Annotated in this window: 22 protein-coding genes; 20 read left to right on the forward strand and 2 right to left on the reverse strand. The window is 43.0% G+C overall.

Annotated features, from left to right (window positions below):
- Window positions 1-273: 273 nt before the first annotated feature.
- The 9 genes from A8F95_RS03450 (at window position 274) to A8F95_RS03490 (ending at window position 7,178) form a co-directional block, all read left to right on the forward strand.
- The gene (locus A8F95_RS03450; protein WP_065409229.1) at window positions 274-1,533 is read left to right on the forward strand and encodes a tetratricopeptide repeat protein; all 1,260 of its coding nucleotides are present in this window, start codon (window positions 274-276) and stop codon (window positions 1,531-1,533) included.
- Between the two features lie 36 nt (window positions 1,534-1,569).
- A complete protein-coding gene (locus A8F95_RS03455) occupies window positions 1,570-2,109 on the forward strand; it encodes a ReoY family proteolytic degradation factor (protein ID WP_065409230.1) in 540 nt (179 codons plus the stop codon).
- A gap of 52 nt (window positions 2,110-2,161) precedes the next feature.
- Entirely contained in the window at window positions 2,162-2,668 is a 507-nt protein-coding gene (locus A8F95_RS03460) for a YpiF family protein (RefSeq protein ID WP_077247186.1), read from the forward strand.
- 153 nt (window positions 2,669-2,821) lie between these two features.
- Entirely contained in the window at window positions 2,822-3,325 is a 504-nt protein-coding gene (locus A8F95_RS03465) for a Rieske (2Fe-2S) protein (protein WP_049662883.1), read from the forward strand.
- A gap of 14 nt (window positions 3,326-3,339) precedes the next feature.
- The gene (gene qcrB, locus A8F95_RS03470) at window positions 3,340-4,014 is read left to right on the forward strand and encodes a menaquinol-cytochrome c reductase cytochrome b subunit (protein ID WP_049662881.1); all 675 of its coding nucleotides are present in this window, start codon (window positions 3,340-3,342) and stop codon (window positions 4,012-4,014) included.
- 52 nt (window positions 4,015-4,066) lie between these two features.
- Complete coding sequence (locus A8F95_RS03475; protein ID WP_049662879.1) at window positions 4,067-4,834, forward strand: menaquinol-cytochrome c reductase cytochrome b/c subunit; 768 nt, start codon at window positions 4,067-4,069, stop codon at window positions 4,832-4,834.
- A gap of 113 nt (window positions 4,835-4,947) precedes the next feature.
- Window positions 4,948-5,538 (forward strand): lipoprotein heptaprenylglyceryl N-acetyltransferase LhaT, encoded by a 591-nt coding sequence (gene lhaT / locus A8F95_RS03480; protein WP_065409232.1) that lies wholly within the window; start codon window positions 4,948-4,950, stop codon window positions 5,536-5,538.
- Window positions 5,539-5,637: 99 nt separating this feature from the next.
- A complete protein-coding gene (locus A8F95_RS03485) occupies window positions 5,638-6,429 on the forward strand; it encodes a sporulation protein YpjB (RefSeq protein ID WP_065409233.1) in 792 nt (263 codons plus the stop codon).
- A gap of 68 nt (window positions 6,430-6,497) precedes the next feature.
- Window positions 6,498-7,178 carry a zinc metallopeptidase gene (locus A8F95_RS03490; RefSeq protein ID WP_049662873.1) on the forward strand — a complete coding sequence of 227 codons (681 nt, stop codon included), beginning with the start codon at window positions 6,498-6,500 and terminating at the stop codon, window positions 7,176-7,178.
- Between the two features lie 44 nt (window positions 7,179-7,222).
- Here A8F95_RS03490 and A8F95_RS03495 read toward each other — a convergent pair whose 3' ends face one another.
- The gene (locus A8F95_RS03495) at window positions 7,223-8,095 is read right to left on the reverse strand and encodes a YitT family protein (RefSeq protein ID WP_065409234.1); all 873 of its coding nucleotides are present in this window, start codon (window positions 8,093-8,095) and stop codon (window positions 7,223-7,225) included.
- Window positions 8,096-8,214: 119 nt separating this feature from the next.
- Here A8F95_RS03495 and A8F95_RS03500 point away from each other — a divergent pair, with 119 nt between their 5' ends.
- From A8F95_RS03500 to A8F95_RS03530, 7 genes are read left to right on the forward strand one after another with little or no spacing between them, the layout of a single operon-like run.
- Window positions 8,215-8,604, forward strand: a complete 390-nt coding sequence (locus A8F95_RS03500) for a nucleotide pyrophosphohydrolase (protein ID WP_065409235.1) — start codon at window positions 8,215-8,217, stop codon at window positions 8,602-8,604.
- Window positions 8,605-8,607: 3 nt separating this feature from the next.
- Window positions 8,608-9,408, forward strand: coding sequence for a 4-hydroxy-tetrahydrodipicolinate reductase (dapB, locus tag A8F95_RS03505; protein ID WP_049662866.1), 801 nt, complete (start codon window positions 8,608-8,610; stop codon window positions 9,406-9,408).
- A gap of 10 nt (window positions 9,409-9,418) precedes the next feature.
- Window positions 9,419-9,832, forward strand: coding sequence for a methylglyoxal synthase (gene mgsA / locus A8F95_RS03510; protein ID WP_049662863.1), 414 nt, complete (start codon window positions 9,419-9,421; stop codon window positions 9,830-9,832).
- Window positions 9,819-10,532: a bacillithiol biosynthesis deacetylase BshB1 gene (gene bshB1, locus A8F95_RS03515; RefSeq protein ID WP_065409236.1), complete on the forward strand. Its 714-nt coding sequence runs from the start codon at window positions 9,819-9,821 to the stop codon at window positions 10,530-10,532. The genes mgsA and bshB1 overlap by 14 nt, the downstream gene beginning before the upstream one ends.
- Entirely contained in the window at window positions 10,532-11,683 is a 1,152-nt protein-coding gene (bshA, locus tag A8F95_RS03520) for an N-acetyl-alpha-D-glucosaminyl L-malate synthase BshA (RefSeq protein WP_065409237.1), read from the forward strand. The genes bshB1 and bshA overlap by 1 nt, the downstream gene beginning before the upstream one ends.
- Window positions 11,676-12,869 (forward strand): CCA tRNA nucleotidyltransferase, encoded by a 1,194-nt coding sequence (locus A8F95_RS03525; protein WP_245671064.1) that lies wholly within the window; start codon window positions 11,676-11,678, stop codon window positions 12,867-12,869. The genes bshA and A8F95_RS03525 overlap by 8 nt, the downstream gene beginning before the upstream one ends.
- Complete coding sequence (locus A8F95_RS03530) at window positions 12,854-13,843, forward strand: biotin--[acetyl-CoA-carboxylase] ligase (RefSeq protein ID WP_065409238.1); 990 nt, start codon at window positions 12,854-12,856, stop codon at window positions 13,841-13,843. Before A8F95_RS03525 ends, A8F95_RS03530 begins: the two co-directional genes overlap by 16 nt.
- A gap of 98 nt (window positions 13,844-13,941) precedes the next feature.
- On the opposite strand, the gene A8F95_RS03535 is transcribed toward A8F95_RS03530, so the two are convergent.
- Window positions 13,942-15,006, reverse strand: coding sequence for a PQQ-dependent sugar dehydrogenase (locus A8F95_RS03535; RefSeq protein ID WP_065409239.1), 1,065 nt, complete (start codon window positions 15,004-15,006; stop codon window positions 13,942-13,944).
- Between the two features lie 300 nt (window positions 15,007-15,306).
- On the opposite strand from A8F95_RS03535, the gene panB reads away from it, so the two are divergent.
- The 4 genes from panB (at window position 15,307) to dinG (ending at window position 20,317) form a co-directional block, all read left to right on the forward strand.
- Window positions 15,307-16,146: a 3-methyl-2-oxobutanoate hydroxymethyltransferase gene (panB, locus tag A8F95_RS03540; RefSeq protein WP_049662857.1), complete on the forward strand. Its 840-nt coding sequence runs from the start codon at window positions 15,307-15,309 to the stop codon at window positions 16,144-16,146.
- Window positions 16,143-17,000, forward strand: a complete 858-nt coding sequence (gene panC / locus A8F95_RS03545) for a pantoate--beta-alanine ligase (RefSeq protein WP_065409240.1) — start codon at window positions 16,143-16,145, stop codon at window positions 16,998-17,000. Before panB ends, panC begins: the two co-directional genes overlap by 4 nt.
- Before the next feature lie 2 nt (window positions 17,001-17,002).
- On the forward strand, window positions 17,003-17,386 hold the full coding sequence (gene panD / locus A8F95_RS03550; protein ID WP_065409241.1) for an aspartate 1-decarboxylase: 384 nt from the start codon (window positions 17,003-17,005) through the stop codon (window positions 17,384-17,386).
- Window positions 17,387-17,512: 126 nt separating this feature from the next.
- Window positions 17,513-20,317 carry an ATP-dependent DNA helicase DinG gene (gene dinG, locus A8F95_RS03555; RefSeq protein WP_065409242.1) on the forward strand — a complete coding sequence of 935 codons (2,805 nt, stop codon included), beginning with the start codon at window positions 17,513-17,515 and terminating at the stop codon, window positions 20,315-20,317.
- The last annotated feature ends 29 nt before the right edge of the window (window positions 20,318-20,346 follow it).

The following is a 20,346-nucleotide window of genomic DNA, read 5'->3' on the forward strand; positions in this document are numbered from 1 at the left end:
TAGATAAAAAGGAGCTGATTTCATCGGCTCCTTTTTTTACATGAGGAAGGAAAATGCTCTTTCCTGGAGAATGTATTAATTATTACAGATAAAAAAGTTGCTGTCGGGCTTTTCTTTCACTATGATAACAATATTACAAGGTGTTGATAAGGAATGTGATGAACACCGTCAGGCTGATTGGCAATACACGAAGATCCTCTGCGTGCGGCGGATAAGTGTATACGAGCAGCCTAGGTAGCAGCAAACTGTTTTTTCAGAAAGGATTCGAAGAAAATGTCTTATGCACAGCAAATGCTCGAAAGTTTGGAAAGAGGGGAAAATGAAAAGGCGCTTTCCCTGTTTAAAAAAGTTCAGTCGTTTTCCTCGGACGAAGAAAAGTTTGCCCTGGCTGAACAACTGTATGGTCTAGGTTTTCTCGAAGAAGCGCGAGAGCTGTATGAAAAGCTTCTTGAAGCCTTTCCGGAAGAAGGAGAATTGCGTGTCCTTCTAGCTGAAGTGCTCGTTGATATGGATAAAGAAGAAGAGGCCATGCTTCTTCTTGAGCAGCTGGATCAAACGGATGAAAATTACCCAAGGGCGCTCTTGCTCCTCGCAGATCTCTACCAAATGCAGGGTTTGTATGAAGTGAGCGAGCAAAAGCTGCAAGCTGCAAATGAATTGTTACCTGACGAACCTGTCATTCAATTTGCGCTCGCTGAATTTTACTCAGAGCAGGGAAGGTTTCTGGAAGCGATCCGCCTTTATAAACAGCTGCTCACGGGCGGTCAGCAAGAGATAGCTGGTATTTCTATTGACCAGCGCTTAGCCGAATCATTAAGCGCAGGCGGCGCATTTGAAGAAAGTCTGGAACATTATGAAAAGGCGCTTGATCAGCACTTAGAGATTAACACGCTGTTCGGTTATGCTTTTACTGCATTTCAGGCTGGTTTTTATCAAACGGCGATCGCTAAATTTGAAGAGTTAAAAGCACTCGATCCGGACTATCATTCTATTTATCTGTATTTAGCAAAAGCTTACGAGCACGAGGATGAGTTAGAAAAAGGGCTAGAGGCAGCTAAAGAGGGAATTCGTCATGATGAATTTCATAAAGAGCTTCATCTTATTGCCGGCAAACTTAGCTTGAAATTAGGTCGTGAGGAGGAGGCTGAGCACTATTTGCGTTCCGCCCTCGTATTAGACCCTGAGTTCTCGGAAGCTGCTCTTACCTTGAATAAGCTGCTTTTTCATCAAGAGCGCTACGAAGATGTGCTTGAAATTACAGAGCTGCTAAAAAAGGATGGGGAAGCAGACCCGCAATTTTTATGGGATGAGGCAAAAGCCCTCAATGAATTGGAAGAGTATAGTCAGGCATTAACTGCATATGAAGAAGCATATAATTTCTTTAAAAGTCATGCCCACTTTCTAGAAGAGTATGGATATTTCTTAATGGAAGAAGGAAAACGTAAAGAAGCCCTGCAAATATTCCGTCAACTGCTGCAGGATGATCCGGCAAATGAAGAGTGGCTGCTGCTCATTGAGCGGCTTTCAGATTAATTAATTGACTATCTTTACAGAGGAGGGATTTACAAAATGGCTGCCCCTGTATCTGTTCATGAGAAAAAAGATTTTATCCGCTGGTTTTTAAATCACTATCAATTGAAAAGAAGAGAATCCGTTTGGATTTTAAATTACTTAATGAGCCATGACCAACTGATGGAAAAGGTACATTTTGTAGAGGATGCCCAGTATTGTCCACGTGGAATGATTATGTCTACTCATTGTGTAGATAGCGCTCCATTTCGTTTTTTTAAAGAAAACGTGATGACGACTGATGCTGAAAAGTCATTCCACGATATTCGGCTGAACAAAGAAGAGGACATTTATATTGAGTTAAAGTTCAAGTCTTCTAATGTTTCTCATCAGTATGCGGCTGTTATGGAAGAGAATCCATTTATGCCAAGGAATTTAAGAATTACAGAAAAGGATAAAGCACTCGCTGAAAATTTTCTAAGAGAAGGAATTTATCGTTTTCAGAAGGAGCGATTGCTCGAAGACATTGATAAGGCGCTTGATCGTGGAGACAAAGTAGCATTCTTAAAGCTGACTGATCAATTGAATGCGTTGAAATAGTCTTTTGCCACAGGCAAAAGACTTTATTTCTGAATAAAAAGGACGATTCTTAATGAGTCGCCATGACATTATGAAACAAGAGGTGGACAACATGAATTGGAATGGTAAAGATATAGAAAGCTTTCAACAGCAAAAAGAATATATAGATACGGCGCTTGTGCCGCTTGTTCCTATTTCTTTTGAAAGTGACATGAAAGAAACAGCTTCCCAATATGAATTTATTCAGCTTTTAACGACACTGCTTGAGAAGCAATTTAAAGGAAGAATGCTGCTTCTCCCGCCATTCACGTATATCAAACAACAGGAAGAAGAGGGAAAACTTGCAGCCTTAAATCTTCTAGCTGAAGAATTGGACAAGGCAGGCTTTCAGCATGCATTATTCTTTACTTCAGACAGCAGTTGGAAGCTTGCTGAAGACAAGATTAATGGCTCACTAATTTGGGTGCCTTCCGTGCCGCTTGAGCATATGGAGGACTCTTATAAGTATTCCCTCATAGAAGATCAAGCGAAACAATTTGTCAATATAATCGTCCATAAATGGCAGCAGGATTTGTCATAATTCAGAAAATCGTCACACACTTTGACACATTTTTGAACGTTGTGATATTGACCTGTTTCCAAGTTTGGATTATCATAGTGATGTCCTAGTTTATGTTTGTGCGCTTATATACTGTCCATTGCGGACACAGCTTACAATAGAGGGGGGAAAAGAATGAGTAAACAACCTGTATCAAGACGTCAATTTCTTAACTATACACTGACAGGCGTTGGCGGCTTTATGGCAGCTGGCATGTTGATGCCAATGGTTCGTTTTGCAATTGATCCGGTTTTGGCGCATAGTGGAAAAGGCGAATACCACACAACGAAGCAGAAAGTGGATGAATTGTCTACGAAACCGACTCGTGTGGACTTCTCTTACGAACAAAAAGATGCATGGTACACATCTGACGTTACACAGACAGCTTGGGTTTACAAAAATGATAAAGGCGAAATCGTTGCCCTTTCACCTGTATGTAAACACTTAGGCTGTACGGTTGACTGGGAAGGAAGCGGTCACAAAAACAAGTTCTATTGCCCTTGTCATGGTGGTTTATATGAAAAGAGTGGAAAGAACATTCCAGGTACACCGCCGACAAGACCGCTTGATGTTTACCCAACAAAAGTAAAAGACGGTTTCTTGCAGCTTGGCAAGCCAGAGCCACAAACCATCGCGTAAAGGAGGCGTAATTCATGCTGAACAAAATTTATGATTGGGTTGATGAGCGTTTAGATATTACGCCTTTGTGGCGGGATATTGCTGATCATGAAGTGCCTGAACATGTAAACCCAGCCCATCACTTTTCGGCTTTCGTTTACTGTTTTGGCGGATTAACATTCTTCGTAACGGTTATCCAAATTTTATCAGGAATGTTTTTAACAATGTATTACGTGCCTGATATTAAAAATGCTTGGGAATCTGTTTATTATCTTCAAAATGAAGTAGCGTTTGGTATGATCGTGCGCGGTATGCACCACTGGGGTGCGAGTTTAGTTATCGTTATGATATTCTTACATACTTTGCGTGTGTTCTTCCAAGGGGCTTATAAAAAACCTCGTGAATTAAACTGGGTAGTCGGCGTATTGATTTTCTTCGTTATGCTTGGTCTCGGTTTCACTGGTTACTTATTACCATGGGATATGAAAGCGTTATTCGCAACGAAGGTAGGTATTCAAATTGCCGCTTCTACTCCGTTTATTGGGGAACAGGTGAAAATCCTGCTTGCGGGTCATCCTGATATTGTTGGGGCTCAAACACTTACTCGTTTCTTCGCGATTCACGTGTTCTTCCTGCCGGCAGCATTGCTTGGCTTAATGGCAGCCCACTTTATCATGATTCGTAGACAAGGTATTTCCGGACCATTGTAAAATTAAAATTTCATTGAATGTGTAAAGATCTTTTTTAAAGGAGGGGAACGCCATGCATCGTGGAAAAGGGATGAAATTCGTTGGTGATTCGCGTATCCCGGCAGTACGCAAACCGAATGTTCCGAAAGACTATTCGGAATATCCAGGTAAAACTGAAGCCTTTTGGCCGAACTTTTTATTAAAAGAGTGGATGGTCGGTGCCGTTTTCTTAGTTGGTTATCTCTGCTTGACAGTAGCACATCCATCTCCGCTTGAGCGTGTCGCGGATCCGACGGATACAGGTTATATTCCACTTCCAGACTGGTACTTTTTATTTCTTTACCAGTTACTGAAATATACGTACGCTTCCGGGCCTTATAATGTAATTGGGGCGTTCGTTATTCCAGGACTAGCTTTCGGAGGACTTTTACTTGCTCCATTTATTGACCGTGGACCGGAACGCAGACCGATCAAGCGTCCGTTTGCTACAGGTTTCATGCTTCTTGCTTTAGCAGCAACTATTTTCTTAACATGGGAATCTGTTATTCACCATGACTGGGAAGCTGCGGAAGCACAAGGTAAAATTGTCGAAGAGGCGGATTTTGATAAAAACGACGAGGGCTACAAAATCTTTGCTGACCAGAAGAATGGCTGTATTAACTGTCACGGTGAAAATCTAACCGGCGGTGCTGCAGCGCCATCTCTTGTAGGCACTGGATTAAAGCCGGAAGAAATTAAGAAGATTGCTCATGAAGGTAAAGGGGCTATGCCTCCAAATATGTTCAAGGGCACGGACGAAGAGCTCGATAAAATGGCTGAATTTATTTCTAACTTAAAATAATACGAAGAAAAGATGTCCCGTCTTGTATGGGGCATCTTTTTTTCTATATAATAAATGTATTCATTTCATTATATTTCCGGGTTATTTAATAGAGAAGACAGGATGGTGCCATTTTGCAATATGTATATTGGTTTTTAGTGAACAAAAGGTTTTTGCTGACTTTATTTTTTATTAATTTAGTCGGCACGGTTTACGGATATATATGGTACATGCCGCAATTATCTGATACCCCTTGGTATTTCTGGCCATTTGTTCCCGATAGTCCTACAGCCAGTCTCTTTTTTACGATTGTCCTGCTCGGCTTCTTATGGAAAAAATCGTGGGGGCTTTTTCAAGCATTGGCTATTATCACTTTATTCAAATACGGCATATGGGCAGTTGTGATGAATCTGCTCGTATTGAAAGTGACTGGCTATTTGCCGTGGGAAGGTTACATGCTAATGGCTTCACATTTAGGGATGGCTGTTCAAGGGCTTCTTTATGCGCCGTTTTATCGGGTTAAGGTATGGCATTTAGCTGCAGCTGCTCTTTGGGCCCTTCATAACGAAATCATTGATTATGTTTATATGCAGTATCCGATGTATCCGCAATTAAACTTATATATTAAAGAAATCGGCTATTTCACTTTTTGGCTAAGTGTAGGCTCCATTTTTCTTGCCTGGTATTTAGCCGTTCGAGAAAAGCGTCTGAAATGGACTCTTTAAAGAAAGACTAACAGCAAATAAGGACATACTTATGAAGTTTCTCTTCTCGTTTCTTTCGCTCATGCATATATTAACAGCAGGAGCGGAGGAGGGAGAGAAATGAAAAAAATAAAATGCTTGCTTCTTATCTGTTGCTTATTTATCATTCCCATTCACAGCCAGGCAAAGGATGCCGATGCCCGCCTTCTTAGAATAGATCAAATAGCCGGCCAGGCTTTAGAATTCACGAAAGCTGGTCTCTACGGGGATGCAGAAGCACAGTTAAAAGCTGTCCAGCTTGAACTTATACACATTCAGTTTAAGGAAAGTGAGCTTTCTATAGAAGACTGGACAGTTTTATCGACGGCTCTTAGTGAAGCGCTGCAAGTCATTGATTCCCCAGAAGGAAAAGAAACAGAGACGCTGGAAACAGTGACAACCTTCCGCTTAGCAGCCGATGCGGTTGTTTCCCGCTACCAGCCGTTATGGATTGAAATGGAACAGCCTGTTATGTCTTCGCTGCAGTCTTTAAAAAATTCTTCTATTGCAGCTGATTCCTCCGGTTTTCATGAATCCCTCAATCGATTTTTGGCTAATTATTACATGATCCAGCCTAGTTTAAAAGTAGATGTTTCTGAAAAGAAAGTGAAAATGCTTGATAAACAAGTTCGCTATATAGAACACAATGGAGAGAGGATGTTAGAAAAGTCTTCTGCCGAAGCTGAAATTGGAGAACTTGAGAAAGCAGTGGAAATGGTGTTTAAAGAAATGCAAAAAGAAGATTCTACTCAGCCTTCTCTTGGATGGGTGATTAGCATCACTGGCGGAATTATTATTATCACGCTTTCCTACGTGGGCTGGAAGAAGTATAAAGCACAGAAGGCCGAGGAGAGAGAGAAGCAGAATAATTGATATAAAAGACCGGAGAGGGTAAAATAAAGGTGTATTAAATAAAATACAAATGGGGGTAACACCAAATAATGGGCTTTTTAATTTACTTTCTTATTCTTATTCTCGTTCCAATATGGGCACAGATGAAAGTAAAAAGTACGTACAATAAATATTCAAAAGTACCTGTTTCTACCGGTATAACTGGAGCACAATCTGCTCGGCGCATTTTAGATGAAAATGGTCTTCACCATGTTAAAGTAGTGGAAACGAGTGGTTTTTTAAGTGATCATTATAATCCATTGACAAAAACGGTACATCTTTCTCCGAATAACTATCATGGTCATTCGATTGCTGGAGCTGCTGTGGCAGCCCATGAGGTAGGCCATGCTATTCAGGATAAAGAGGGATACGCCTTTCTTCGCTTCCGTCATGCTCTTGTGCCGGTAGCTAATATCGGATCAAACTTATCATGGATCTTTATTATGATTGGTATATTTACATCGATGACAGGTGCATTTTTACTCGGAATTATTTTAATGGCAGCCGCTGTTCTCTTCCAAATGGTGACCTTGCCTGTTGAGTTTAATGCTTCTTCACGTGCCATGGATCAAATTGTGTCGGCGGGGATTATCCGTAATGATGAAGAGCGAGAAGCACGCAAAGTGTTAAATGCCGCAGCTATGACGTATGTCGCTGCCGCAGCTGTAGCTGTTCTCGAATTGGTTCGTTTAATCCTAATGTTTACCGGGATGCAGCAAAGTCAGGATTAATTTAATAGAAAAAGAAAAGCAGGAGGACGAATCCCCTGCTTTTTTTATACTTGGATCGGCTGCTTGTTCTCATCAAGGGTAAATCCCTCGCCGAGCACATCGTGAACCACCGTAACGGAAACGAAGGCGTGCGGGTCAACAGAGTTAATAATGTTTTTTAGACGGACAATCTCATTTTTGCCGACTACGCAATATAAGACTTCTCTGTTTTCTTTCGTAAATGCTCCATGTCCTTTTAATATTGTGACGCCTCTTTCCATCTGTTTGTTGATTCTTTCCGCAATTTCTTGGTTATGAGTAGAGATAATCATAGCTCCTCTTGCTGCGTAGGCCCCCTCCTGCATAAAGTCAATCACTCTGGCTCCAACAAAAACGGCGACGAGTGTGTACATGGCTTCGCGGTAATGGAGGTAGGTGAGCAGAGATGCGGTAATCACGACAGCATCGAATAAAAACATTGTTTTTCCCATGCTTACATTTTGATATTTATGAATCAGCCGGGCGATAATGTCTACTCCTCCTGTCGTCCCCCCGTAGCGGAAAATAATACCTAGCCCCACACCGGCAAAAACACCTGCAAATAAAGCGGCGAGAAACAAATCTTCATGAAGCGGAATAGGCAGCTGCTTTCGTTGAAAAATCCACAGAAAAATAGACACGCCAACAGTTCCGGTGATCGTGTAGAAAAATGACATTCTGCCGAGCAGCTTCCAGCCGATAAAAAATACCGGCACGTTCAGAATTAAGTTTGTATAAGAAGGGTCGAATTTAAACAGATTGTACAAGAGGAGAGTAATACCAGTAAAGCCACCTTCGGCAAGCTTGTTCTCCATATTGAAATGAACAAGGCCAAAGCTATAAATGGCACTCCCCAGAAGAATAAAGAAAATATTTTTAAGTTTCATGCCAAATATCATATGCCAGCCACCTTTGAATTAATATTAAGACAATTATTGATACCTGTCATTATATAGAACTGGATAGAATTCGACAATAAGAAACGTGAAAGTCAAGCTTTTAAAGAAGGATAAATTCATTGTCAACTACTCAAGAATTAGCTAACATAAAATTAATTAAGGAAGAAAGCAGGGAAGACATGGACAAAACGATCAAAGAGATGCAGAAAGAGGTTGATGAGTACATCGGCCAATTTAAGGAAGGCTATTTCAGCCCTCTTGCTATGATGGCCCGGCTCACTGAGGAATTAGGAGAATTAGCCCGTGAGATTAACCATTACTATGGGGAGAAGCCTAAAAAGGCAACAGAAGAGGAGAGAACGATTGCGGAAGAACTTGGGGATCTGCAATTTGTCATCGTCTGTTTAGCCAATTCATTAAATATTGATCTGCAAGCATCTCATGAACAGGTTATGGAGAAGTTTAATACGAGAGATAAAGATCGTTGGACGAGAAAAGAGGAGGAATAAAGAATGGAAACAATTAAAGTCATTATTGCAGGACCGCGTGGAAGAATGGGGAAAGAAGCGGTGTACATGGTAGAGCAGTCTAAAAACTTACAGCTTGCTGCTGTTTTAGATCGCAAATACAATGGACAGAAGCTCAGTGAAATCGAAGGCTTTTCAGGAGTAGAGGCACCGATTTTTACAGATATAAATGAATGCTTTAGCGAAGTAGAAGCAGATGTGCTTATTGATTTAACGACACCGGAAACAGGATATATACATACGAAGACGGCACTTGAACATAACATTCGGCCAGTGGTTGGTACGACTGGTTTTACAGAGGAGCAATTAAAAGAATTAAAGGAGCTGGCTGAGGAAAAAAGCCTTGGGTGCATTATTGCGCCAAACTTTGCGATTGGTGCAGTCCTAATGATGAAGTTTTCTGAAATGGCTGCTAAATACTTCCAAGATGTAGAGATCATTGAGCTTCATCATGATAGAAAATTAGATGCTCCATCCGGCACAGCGATTAAGACGGCCCAGATGATTGCTGGAGTAAGAGAAAGAAAACAACAAGGACACCCGGAAGAAAAAGAAACGATGAAAGGGGCGCGCGGCGCTGATATGGAAGGGATGCATATCCACAGCGTGCGCTTACCAGGATTGATTGCCCATCAACAGGTGCTGTTCGGAGCAGACGGAGAAACATTGACGATTCGCCATGATTCCTATAATCGAGCTTCTTTTATGACAGGAGTCAAAGTATGTGTAGAAACAGTTGTGAAGGTGGAAACACTTATTTATGGCATGGAAAACATTTTAGATTAAGGAGGCTCTTATGAAAATAGCTTTAATTGCCCACGATGAGAAGAAAGATGACTTAATTAACTTTTTTCTGGAGCATCAGGACGTGTTTTCTGAACATGAATTGTTCGCAACGGGCACAACTGGGCGGCGGCTGATGAAGACGTCCGGTTTGTCTATTCATTGCTTTCAGTCTGGACCGCTTGGCGGCGATCAGGAAATTGGAGCGAGTATTGCCAGAGGGGAAATGGATTTAATCTTCTTTTTTAGAGACCCGCTTACAGCTCAGCCGCATGAGCCAGACGTATCGGCGCTTGTCCGCCTTTGCGATGTATATTCTGTCCCGCTGGCAACAAATATCGGCACAGGGACCATTTTGGTAGAAGGTCTCAAGCGGGGTGACTTTGATCAATTGCATGGAAAGAGGCCAACATATGGAAACCATTAAAGCTGATATTCTTGCTTTCGGTGCCCATGCCGATGATATTGAGATTGGCATGGGGGGAACGGCGGCTAAGTATACAGCTGCAGGTAAAACTGTTGTTTTCTGTGATCTCACAAAAGCAGAGCTGTCTTCTAACGGTACGGTAGCTTCTCGGGCAGAAGAGGCGAAAAGAGCCGCTTCTCTTCTAGGTGTTCAAGAGAGAGTGACGCTTGATTTGCCGGATCGCGGATTATTCTTAACCGAGGAAGCGATTCGATTAGCGGCAGAGATCATTCGCCGTTACCGACCGAAAGTTATCTTCGCTCCTTACGAGAGGGATCGTCATCCTGATCATGGAGCTTGTTCGCGGATTGTGCAGGAAGCATTTTTCTCCGCGGGCATTAGAAAATATAAAACGAACGGTGAGGAAGAGGCCCATAAAGCAAGCCGTCTTTATTTCTACATGATTAATGGCTTTCATAAACCCGACTTTTGCGTAGATACAACCGAATGTATGGATAAGAAAAAACAAAGTCTGCGCGCTTATCAAAGTCAATTTGAGATGGGAGAAAAGTCAGTCGCCACCCCTTTAACGAACGGCTACATAGAAGCAGTGGAAGCAAGAGACCGTATGATGGGAAAAGAAGTGGGGCGGACATTTGCTGAGGGCTTTTTAACCGCCATGCCTTTATTAATAGAACAAGATCTGATTGGGGAGTCATAATGAAATTAAAAATAGGAATTACGTGCTACCCCACTGTCGGTGGATCAGGCGTAGTGGCAGCAGAGCTTGGAAAGCTGCTGGCAGAAAAAGGACATGATATTCACTTTATTACAACAGATCGTCCATTTAGGCTAAATCGAATGTATCCGAACATTTATTTTCATCAAGTGGACGTAAATCAATATTCTGTTTTTCAGCACCCGCCGTACGAGATTGCACTAGCCAATAAAATTGCAGAAATTATTAAAAGGGAGCAGCTTGATCTTTTGCACGTGCATTACGCGATTCCGCATGCTGTTTGTGCTATTTTAGGCAAACAAATTGCTCGTTCTGATATTAAGATCGTCACAACGCTGCACGGTACAGACATTACCGTGCTGGGCCACGATCCTTCTCTAACAGCGGCGATCCGTTTTGGAATTGAAGAATCAGATGCCGTTACCGCTGTGTCACGAGCGCTGATTGCTCAAACGATGGATGTGATTCAGCCTCAAAAGAGCATTCAGCCAATTTATAATTTTATTGATGAGCGGGTTTATCGGAAAAGACCGGCAAATGATCCGCTTCGTAAAGAGCTAGGGATTGCCGAAGAGGATAAAGTCATTATGCACGTATCGAACTTTCGCAGTGTCAAACGAGTACCAGATGTTGTCCGTGTGTTTAGGAAATTAAGAGAGCATATGCCTGCGAAACTTCTCCTCGTCGGAGACGGCCCGGAAATGACGATTGTGTGCAAACTCGTTTCTGAATTCAATTTGGAACATTGTGTATTGTTTCTTGGCAAGCAAGATAATTTAGAGGAGTTATATGCGCTCAGTGATCTTGTATTACTCTTATCAGAAAAAGAAAGCTTCGGCCTTGTGCTATTAGAAGCGATGGCTTGTGGAGTACCTTGTATCGGAACGAATGTTGGCGGCATTCCAGAAGTCATTGAGAATGAGAAAAATGGTTTTATTTCTGAAGTAGGGGATATTGAATCGATGGCGAAGCAAGCTTTACAATTGCTGACCGATGATGCTTTTTATCAAAGGATGAGTGAAGAGGCGCTAAAAACAGTGGAAACCCGCTTCCATTCAGATAGCATTATTTGTGAATATGAAAAGTTGTATTTTAGCCTGCTTCAGGAACAGGCAGGTGTAGATTGTGAATAATCAATCAATCTTTGAGCAAGCCGCCCCAATCCTCGAACAATTGGAGAAAGCAGGATTTGATGCCTACTATGTAGGTGGAGCGGTGCGGGATTTTTTACTAAATAGGCCGATTGGAGATGTTGACATCGCTACCTCTGCTTTGCCGGAAGAAGTGAAAAGCGTTTTTCCTAAAACAGTGGATGTTGGAATTGAACATGGAACAGTTCTTGTGATTTGGCGGGGAGACGGCTATGAAATTACTACTTTTCGAACAGAGTCGGATTACAAAGATTTTCGCCGCCCGGAAAAGGTGGCCTTTGTGCGTACGCTCGAAGAAGATTTAAAACGAAGAGATTTCACTATTAATGCGATGGCAATGGACCGGCATGGAGCTATTATCGATCCGTTTGATGGAAAGACGGCTTTGCAGCTGCGCCAAATTCAAACGGTCGGTGAGGCGAGAGAGCGGTTTTCAGAAGATGCTCTTCGGATGATGAGAGCAGCCCGGTTTGTCAGCCAGCTTGGTTTTCAGTTACATCCGAAAACCGAAGAGGCCTTAAGCCGTTGTGCTCATTTGCTGCAGCACATTGCCGTTGAGCGCAAGCTAATGGAGATGGATAAGCTGCTTGCCGGAAAAGAAGTTACAGCTGGCCTGCGGGTATTAGTCAATGGTGGATTGTTGGCTTACTTGCCCGGACTCACCGGAAAGGAACAGCTAATCGATCAGATGCTTTCTTACGATCTTAGCCGCTTAACGGCTAGACAAAACTGGCTTTTCTTGCTCGTTCTTCTTGCTCCTGATCAGCCGGGCGATTGGTTGAAAGAGTGGAGGATGCCGGCTAAGAAAATAAAATATTTAGCCGGAACATATGAGTGGTTTCTTAAAGTGCAGGAAGTCGACTGGTCTGCGTTTTCCTTATACGAGGCCGGGATAGAACGAGCGGCAGATGCAGAGGCGGTGAGTGCACTTTATGCTGGCCGACCGCCGCGTGCAGAAGAACTCAAACGGCAGCATGAAGCACTTCCGATCAAAAACAGAAAAGAACTCGCCATTACAGGCAAGGAACTAAAAGAGTGGAAACATGAAACGGGTGGTCCGTGGATGAAACAATATCTTGAAATGATTGAACGGGCTGTTGTGCAAAAAAAAGTTGAAAACCGTAAAGATAAAATAAAGGAGTGGCTCGAAGCGTGCAATCTTCTGTAAAACAGCAATTATTAGAGGCGTTTTCCAAAGCGGATGGAGAATTTGTATCCGGTCAGGCGCTTGCGGAAATTCTCGGCTGCTCGCGGACGGCTATTTGGAAGCATATTGAATCATTGAGACAGGAAGGCTTTGAACTAGAAGCAGTTCGAAAAAAAGGCTACCGTATTTTGACGAAGCCAGATAAGGTAACTGAAAATGAAATTTTAATTGGCTTGCAAACGAATTGGCTCGGCAAGGAGATTGTGGCGTTGGAGTCGACGTCATCTACCCAAAAGGAAGCCCATCGTTTGGCGCAGGAGACTTTTAAAGAGGGCACGGTCGTCATTGCTGAAGAGCAAACAGAAGGGCGCGGCCGGATGACACGAGCATGGCATTCACCAAAGTATACCGGTATCTGGATGAGTGTTTTATTAAAACCCTCACTGCCGCCGTATAAGGCGCCCCAATTCACCTTAATTACAGCGGTAGCCGTTGTCGAGGCGATTATGGAGGTAACCGGGCTGCAGCCGGAAATTAAATGGCCAAACGACATTTTATTAAACGGCAAGAAAATTACCGGCATTTTAACAGAGCTGCAGGCTGATGCTGACCGGATTCATTCCATTATCATTGGCATTGGCATTAATGTGAATCAAAAAGAATTTCCGGATGAATTAAAAGAGATTGCTACCTCGCTCGCTATCGAAAAAGGAGGACCCGTCTCACGATCGCAGCTCGTCCAAGAAATCTTAAAAAATCTTGAAGTATACTATGATATCTATCTAAAAGAGGGCTTTGCCAATATTAAAAAACGCTGGGAAAAATTTGCTTTATCGATCGGCAAAAAAATTACAGCGCGGACAGTATCCGGTACTATTCGAGGAAAAGCGCTCGGTATTACGGAAGAGGGCGTATTAAAGCTGCTCGATGAAGAGGGGACGATTCATGATATTTACTCAGCGGACATCGAAATCGAGAAAAAATCGAATGAATAAGAAAAGAGCTGCTCTGACTGTAAAAAGTCAGGCAGCATTTTTTATGTAAAGAATACAGTAAGCCGTTAGATTTTACTGCCCTTACACTAATTCTTCTCTCATGGCAAAGATAGACGGAGTAAGCGATCATCCTGTTCAGCTGGCGTGCCTCGTCCATCTGTATTATTTGTTACTACATGTAAAGAGCCGCTGCGGACGTATACATCTCTGAGTCGGCCAGCGCCTTTAAAAGGAACAGTCATTTTCTTGCTTTTAGGATCAAAGGCAAGCAGCTTTTCGCCTCTTAGTGCGGCAATAAAGAGCTTTCCGTCAGTATAAGCTAGTCCAGAGGGAGCCCACGTTTCTTCTCCAGAATGAACGAGAGGGGTTACCATTCCCTCTTTTTTTTCGTCTCCTTCAATTACAGGCCAGCCATAGTTTTTCCCCGATTCAATTTTGTTCACTTCATCGTGGGCACTTTGGCCATGTTCCGTTGCATACATCGTGCCATCTTCACTCCAGGCCATGCCTTGTGGATTTCGGTGTCCATAAGAGAAAATATAGGAATTTTCAAATGGATTGTCCGATGGAATGGAACCGTCCAAATTTAATCGCAAAATTTTTCCTGAAAGAGTTTGTTGATCCTGTGCTGATGACTTTTGGCCAGCGTCTCCTGCTGTTGCATACAGCTTTTTGTCAGGACCGATGGCGAGCCGTCCGCCATTATGAATGGAGCCGCCCGGAATGTTCGCTAACAATTCCTTGGTCTCCTGCCAAGTCTCGTTTTGTTTTTGAATTTGTACGATTCGATTAGCTATTCTGTCTTCTGTTAAGTAGGTATGATATATATAAGCCAGTCCATTTTTTGAAAAGTTAGGATGGAGCTCAAACCCTAATAAGCCGCCTTCGCCTTCACGCAGCACTGGTTGAGCCAGCTTTACTTCCATTTCCTTTTTTTCTCCATCACGATTGATTCGGACAACCATCCCTTTTCGCTCACTAATAAAAAAGCTGCCGCCAGATTTCGTAATGTCCCAGGGAATCTTTAAGTTTTCCGCGAGTATATCCGCAGCGGAAACTGTACTTGCAGGAACATGTCTTGAAGAGTCCTCTCCATCAGGGGCCTGTTTCGGGGAGGCACAACCTGAAAGCAGCAAAAGAAAAGCTAATAGCCATTTACTCATCGTTTCACTTCCTTTTGAAAGTTATTTAAACGGTTATACTATTATGAACAAACAAATTTCCAATAGTCAAAAAAAAGGGATGTTGCTATAATGAAGGCGGGCAGTATCTAAGATAGAACTGCACTTGTCTCGTAGTTAGCCGCTGGCACAATCAAATAAGCAAAAGTTCTGCCTTGATCCGTAAGGACAGGGACAGAGGGTCGAAACAACGAATCGAATTATTCGAGTCCTTCTGTCTGGAGGACTCTTTTTATTTACTTATTGTTTCGTCTCCTCTGATTAAAAAAGGAGGAAGCGTGCATGAAGCAAACGAGTGATTTTATTAAGATGAAGGAGAACGGCGAAAAGATCGCCATGATCACTGCCTATGACTACCCATCTGCCAAATTATCCGAAGAAGGCGGAGCAGACATTATTTTAGTTGGTGATTCACTTGGTATGGTCGTTCTTGGATATGAATCGACGGTTCCGGTAACGCTCGCCGACATGATTCACCATACGAAAGCGGTGAAGAGAGGCGCAAAAGAAACGTTTATTGTGACTGACTTGCCTTTTATGTCTTACCACATTAGCCGTGAAGAAACGATGCGGGCGGCGAGAGCGCTTATGCAGGAAGCAGGAGCACATGCGGTGAAGATTGAAGGCGGAGAAGAGGCAGTAGAAGCTGTGCGGGATTTGACGCTCGCCGGTGTACCAACGGTCGCTCACTTAGGTCTGACTCCACAATCAGTTGGTGTGCTAGGTGGTTACAAAGTACAAGGGAAAACAGCAGAAGCAGCCAAAAAGCTGTTGCTTGACGCAAAGAAGCTGGAGGAAGCGGGAGCCTTTATGGCCGTACTCGAGTGTGTACCTTATCAAATTGCAGCTCAAGTAGCGGGTGCTCTCACCATTCCGGTTATTGGCATTGGTGCAGGAAAAGAAACAGATGGGCAGGTGCTCGTCTATCATGATCTTATCCGATATGGTGTAAGCCGGACACCTAAATTCGTTAAATCATATGCCAATGTGAACGAGGAGATTATCCCGGCGGTTTCAGCCTATGTAGCAGAAGTGAAGGAAGGGGCATTTCCTGCTCAGGAGCATTCATTTACGATGAAAGAAGAAGAGTTAGAAGCGCTGTATGGAGGGGCACGTTCATGAGAGTCATCAAGACAGTAAAAGAGTTAAAAGAGTTTGTTCGGACGGAGAAGAAGGCCGGACATCAAATCGGCCTCGTGCCGACAATGGGGTTTCTGCATGAAGGGCATCTCACCTTAGCAAATCAAGCAAGACAGGAAAACGATACAGTCATTATGAGTATCTTTGTAAACCCGCTGCAATTTGGGCCAAATGAAGACTTCGATCGTTATCCGCGGAATTTAGAACGGGATGAACAGCTGGCAGCTTCAGCCGGCGTAGATTGTCTTTTTACCCCTGATGTAGAAGAAATGTATCCGGAGCCATCTATCATAACAATGACGGTGACAGCCAGAGCAGACAAGCTATGCGGTGTGAAACGCCCGGGCCACTTTGATGGAGTCGTCACCGTAGTAACGAAGCTTTTTCATTTAGCAGAACCGGATAAAGCCTACTTCGGCTTAAAGGATGCCCAACAATTTGCTGTCATTGATGGTCTCGTTACATCATTGAATTTTCCAGTAGAAATTGTGGGAGTGGAGACCGTTAGGGAAGAAGACGGATTAGCAAAGAGCTCTCGTAACGTCTACTTGACAGAAGAGGAACGCCTAAAAGCACCTCATTTGCAAAAGGGGCTTCAGCTCGGTGTTCAAGCAGCCAAACAGGGAGATAAGAGCGTTGAAGAGGTTATTGAGCGCACGGTTTCTTATTTGCAGGACCATACTGGGGCGGCTATTGACTATGTGGAGCTGCTCTCTTATCCAGAGCTGGATTCTTTAGAAAAAGTCCAAGGGAAGATGATCCTGGCCGCAGCGGTTCAGTATAGAAAAGCGCGTTTGATCGACAATATCATTTTTACTGTTAGAGGAGAATGCTAAAGATGTTCCGTACAATGATGAATGGAAAAATCCACCGAGCTACTGTTACAGAAGCGAATTTAAATTATGTTGGCAGCATTACGATTGATGAAGATTTAATCGATGCGGCTGGCATGATGGTGAATGAGAAAGTCCAAATCGTGAATAACAATAACGGTGCCCGCTTGGAAACGTATATTATACCGGGAGAGCGCGGCAGCGGAGTTATTTGTTTAAATGGAGCGGCAGCAAGACTTGTACAGCCTGGTGACAAAGTGATTATTATCTCTTATGTGATGGTAGCTGAAGAGAAAGTAAAGGATCACAAGCCAAAAGTGGTTGTTGCTGGAGAGAACAATCAAATTGAGCAGCTTCTGCATGAGGAAATTGCCGGTACAGTCCTTTAATATAGAAAAGAAGGGGTCTCTCATATCGATTTGAGGGGCTCTTTCTATTGCACGCTCTGGCTCTTTGGCAAATTCATATGTTAAACTGAGGAAGAAAGTTTAACAGAAAAAGGTGCGTAACCGACTATGAAGCATTTAAAATTTGTCGTAACTGACTTTGAAACGACCGGCCACGCGTCGAAAGGGAATGACCGAATTATACAGGCTTCCTTTGTCGTTATTGAAAATAAACAAATTACCGGACAATATACCTCTTTTTTCAATCCGGAAATACCTATTCCAGCATTTATTGAAGAGCTGACAGGTATTTCAGATGATCTCGTGCAAGATGCTCCTTTTTTTCATGAAGCAGCAAAGGATATCTTGCCGTTGCTAGAAGGGGCTGTGTTTGTTGCTCATAACGTAGCATTTGATCTGCAATTTTTACAGTCAGAGCTTGAACGGGCAGGGTATCCTGCTTTTTCTGGAGCGGCTATTGACACAGTCGAGCTGGCTAGAATTGTCTGGCCAACATCAGACAGTTATAAGCTGGGTGAATTAACAGGCAATCTTGGCCTCGTTCATGACCGGCCTCATCAAGCTGACAGTGATGCCTATGTAACAGCCGAAATGCTGCTATTAATGATAGAAAAGCTTGAGAAATTACCAATGGTCACACTTGAGAAGCTTCAGCGGCTGTCTATACGCTTAAAAAGTGATATCTATTTGTTAATAAAAGCGATCATTCAGACAAAACAATCGAATATTGAGCAGTTGCCAGAGCAAGTGGAAGTGTATCGCGGGCTTGCTTTGCGTAAAAAGAAAATTGAGCAAAGAATGATTGAAAAAAATACGCCGTCTTATCCGGAAACAGAGGAGGAAAAAGCAGCGCTATTTGCTGCTGTTCCGCATCTTGAACTTCGCAACAGCCAAATGGATATGATGGATCTCGTCCATCGGTCACTGCAAACTTCTCAGCATTTAGCGGTAGAGGCTGGGACCGGCACCGGAAAATCTCTCGGCTATTTATTACCGGCCGTTTATCAAAGCAAACAAGAAAAGGAACCCGTTATTGTCAGTACATATACAGTGATTTTACAACAGCAGCTTTTGCAAAAAGAGATTCGCCAGCTGCAGCAGTTATTACCTTTTCCAGTTCAAGCGACGGTATTAAAAGGCAGAAACCATTATATTGATCTATATAAGTTTTCCCAAAGCTTGAAAGATACGAACGATAATTATGATTTTATTCTGGCAAAGATGCAAATTTTGACGTGGCTGCTTGAGACAGAAACAGGAGACGTCGATGAAATTAATTTGTCTTCAGGCGGTGAGCTGTTTTGGAATGAAGTCCGTCAAGACAGCGATTATATGAATAAAGGCCGAAAAGCCTGGCTTGATAAAGACTTTTATATCCATGCAAAAAAACAGGCAAAAGAAGCGGACATCGTCATTACAAACCATTCTTTGCTCGTAGCGGATTTAATGAAAGAAAACGCATTTATTCCTGCTTGCCGTCATGTCATCATTGATGAAGCCCACCACTTTGAACGTGCGGCAAGAGACCGTCTTGGTTTATCGATCGACCCAATTACGTGCAAACAATTGCTTGGGAGGGTTGGCACGTATGAGCAAAAGGAATTATTTTATGAAATAGAAAAGTTGGTTGTTAAATACGGTTCGTCCGATAAAGAGGATGAGCGGCGAGCGATTAATCGTAAGCTGCAGGAGCTTCAATTCGAAATGGATGAATGGTTTAAAGTGCTGCAATTATATTTCGAGAAGCATACGAAAAAGCGGTCAGGAAACTGGCATAGACGCCAGCTTAGATTAACCGATGAGACGAGAAGTCTTTCCCATTGGGATCACATAGAATATGGCGCAGAAAGAATAGAGTCTCTACTAGGAGAACTGATTTCTTGGATGAAGCAGCGGCTTGGACAAATAGGAGAATCCCGGGAACAAATGACAGCTTCAGAACAAGTGAGGATGGACAATTTTAAAGAAGTCATGGAAGAGTGGCAAGAGTTTCAGCACACGCTTTTGCGATTGATTTTCCGTCCAGAAGAGGAAGAAGTTATTTGGCTGGAAGGGGATGGCCGTTCATTTGCCAATACATTTGTGATCAGATCCCATCCAATGGAAGCAGCGAACATGATTCAAGATACGCTGCTTCGTCATAAGCATGTGATTTTTACTTCGGCAACACTGGCGGTTAATGACTCTTTTCGCTTTTTCACTGCCGAGACAGGTCTTTCCTCATTTGATCATGAAGAGGTAATCCTGCCGTCTCCTTTTGACTTCAAGCAAAATTGCCGAATGGTCATTCCTAATGATGTCCCGGAAGTAAAAAGCGTACATCAAGAAGAATATATTGAGTCTTTAGCTAATCATTTAACAGCAGTCGCTGAAGCAGCTAAAGGCAGAATGCTCGTGTTGTTTACGTCATTTGACATGATGAAAAAAACGTATGATTTAATGAAAGACAGCGGTCTGCTTGATGAGTATATTTTGTTAGCCCAAGGGATTACGACGGGAAGCCGGAGCCGCTTGACACGAAACTTTCAGAGGTTTGATAAAGCCATTTTGTTTGGTACGAACAGCTTTTGGGAAGGCATTGATATTCCAGGGGAGGATTTGTCCTGTCTTGTGATCGTTCGCCTGCCATTTTCGCCGCCGGATGAACCGTTTGCTCAGGCTAAGAGCGAACAGTTAACGCAAGCAGGGAAAAATGCGTTCTCCGCTTTCTCTCTGCCACAGGCTGTCCTGCGCTTTAGACAAGGGTTTGGCCGGCTCATCCGCAGCAGTACAGATCGAGGCATTATTATTGTATTCGACCGGCGTATTCAAACAAATAAGTATGGAAAAACATTTTTGCAATCTATTCCTGATATTCTGATCGAGGAGGCTTCACTGAGCGAGACCATTTCCATCATTGAGAAATGGCTGTGATTTCCGGCAGGCACCTGCGTTTATTTTGC

It is taken from the genome of Pseudobacillus wudalianchiensis (assembly GCF_001685015.1).
Taxonomy (GTDB): domain Bacteria; phylum Bacillota; class Bacilli; order Bacillales; family Domibacillaceae; genus Pseudobacillus; species Pseudobacillus wudalianchiensis.

Excerpts from the sequence above, each read along its gene's own strand:
- A8F95_RS03450 (WP_065409229.1), top strand. The coding sequence starts at position 274 with ATGTCTTATGCACAGCAAATGCTCGAAAGTTTGGAAAGAGGGGAAAAT.
- A8F95_RS03455 (WP_065409230.1), top strand. The coding sequence starts at position 1,570 with ATGGCTGCCCCTGTATCTGTTCATGAGAAAAAAGATTTTATCCGCTGG.
- A8F95_RS03460 (WP_077247186.1), top strand. The coding sequence starts at position 2,162 with ATGAGTCGCCATGACATTATGAAACAAGAGGTGGACAACATGAATTGG.
- A8F95_RS03465 (WP_049662883.1), top strand. The coding sequence starts at position 2,822 with ATGAGTAAACAACCTGTATCAAGACGTCAATTTCTTAACTATACACTG.
- qcrB (WP_049662881.1), top strand. The coding sequence starts at position 3,340 with ATGCTGAACAAAATTTATGATTGGGTTGATGAGCGTTTAGATATTACG.
- A8F95_RS03475 (WP_049662879.1), top strand. The coding sequence starts at position 4,067 with ATGCATCGTGGAAAAGGGATGAAATTCGTTGGTGATTCGCGTATCCCG.
- A8F95_RS03485 (WP_065409233.1), top strand. The coding sequence starts at position 5,638 with ATGAAAAAAATAAAATGCTTGCTTCTTATCTGTTGCTTATTTATCATT.
- A8F95_RS03490 (WP_049662873.1), top strand. The coding sequence starts at position 6,498 with ATGGGCTTTTTAATTTACTTTCTTATTCTTATTCTCGTTCCAATATGG.
- A8F95_RS03495 (WP_065409234.1), bottom strand. The coding sequence starts at position 8,095 with ATGATATTTGGCATGAAACTTAAAAATATTTTCTTTATTCTTCTGGGG.
- dapB (WP_049662866.1), top strand. The coding sequence starts at position 8,608 with ATGGAAACAATTAAAGTCATTATTGCAGGACCGCGTGGAAGAATGGGG.
- mgsA (WP_049662863.1), top strand. The coding sequence starts at position 9,419 with ATGAAAATAGCTTTAATTGCCCACGATGAGAAGAAAGATGACTTAATT.
- bshB1 (WP_065409236.1), top strand. The coding sequence starts at position 9,819 with ATGGAAACCATTAAAGCTGATATTCTTGCTTTCGGTGCCCATGCCGAT.
- bshA (WP_065409237.1), top strand. The coding sequence starts at position 10,532 with ATGAAATTAAAAATAGGAATTACGTGCTACCCCACTGTCGGTGGATCA.
- A8F95_RS03535 (WP_065409239.1), bottom strand. The coding sequence starts at position 15,006 with ATGAGTAAATGGCTATTAGCTTTTCTTTTGCTGCTTTCAGGTTGTGCC.
- panB (WP_049662857.1), top strand. The coding sequence starts at position 15,307 with ATGAAGCAAACGAGTGATTTTATTAAGATGAAGGAGAACGGCGAAAAG.
- panC (WP_065409240.1), top strand. The coding sequence starts at position 16,143 with ATGAGAGTCATCAAGACAGTAAAAGAGTTAAAAGAGTTTGTTCGGACG.
- panD (WP_065409241.1), top strand. The coding sequence starts at position 17,003 with ATGTTCCGTACAATGATGAATGGAAAAATCCACCGAGCTACTGTTACA.
- dinG (WP_065409242.1), top strand. The coding sequence starts at position 17,513 with ATGAAGCATTTAAAATTTGTCGTAACTGACTTTGAAACGACCGGCCAC.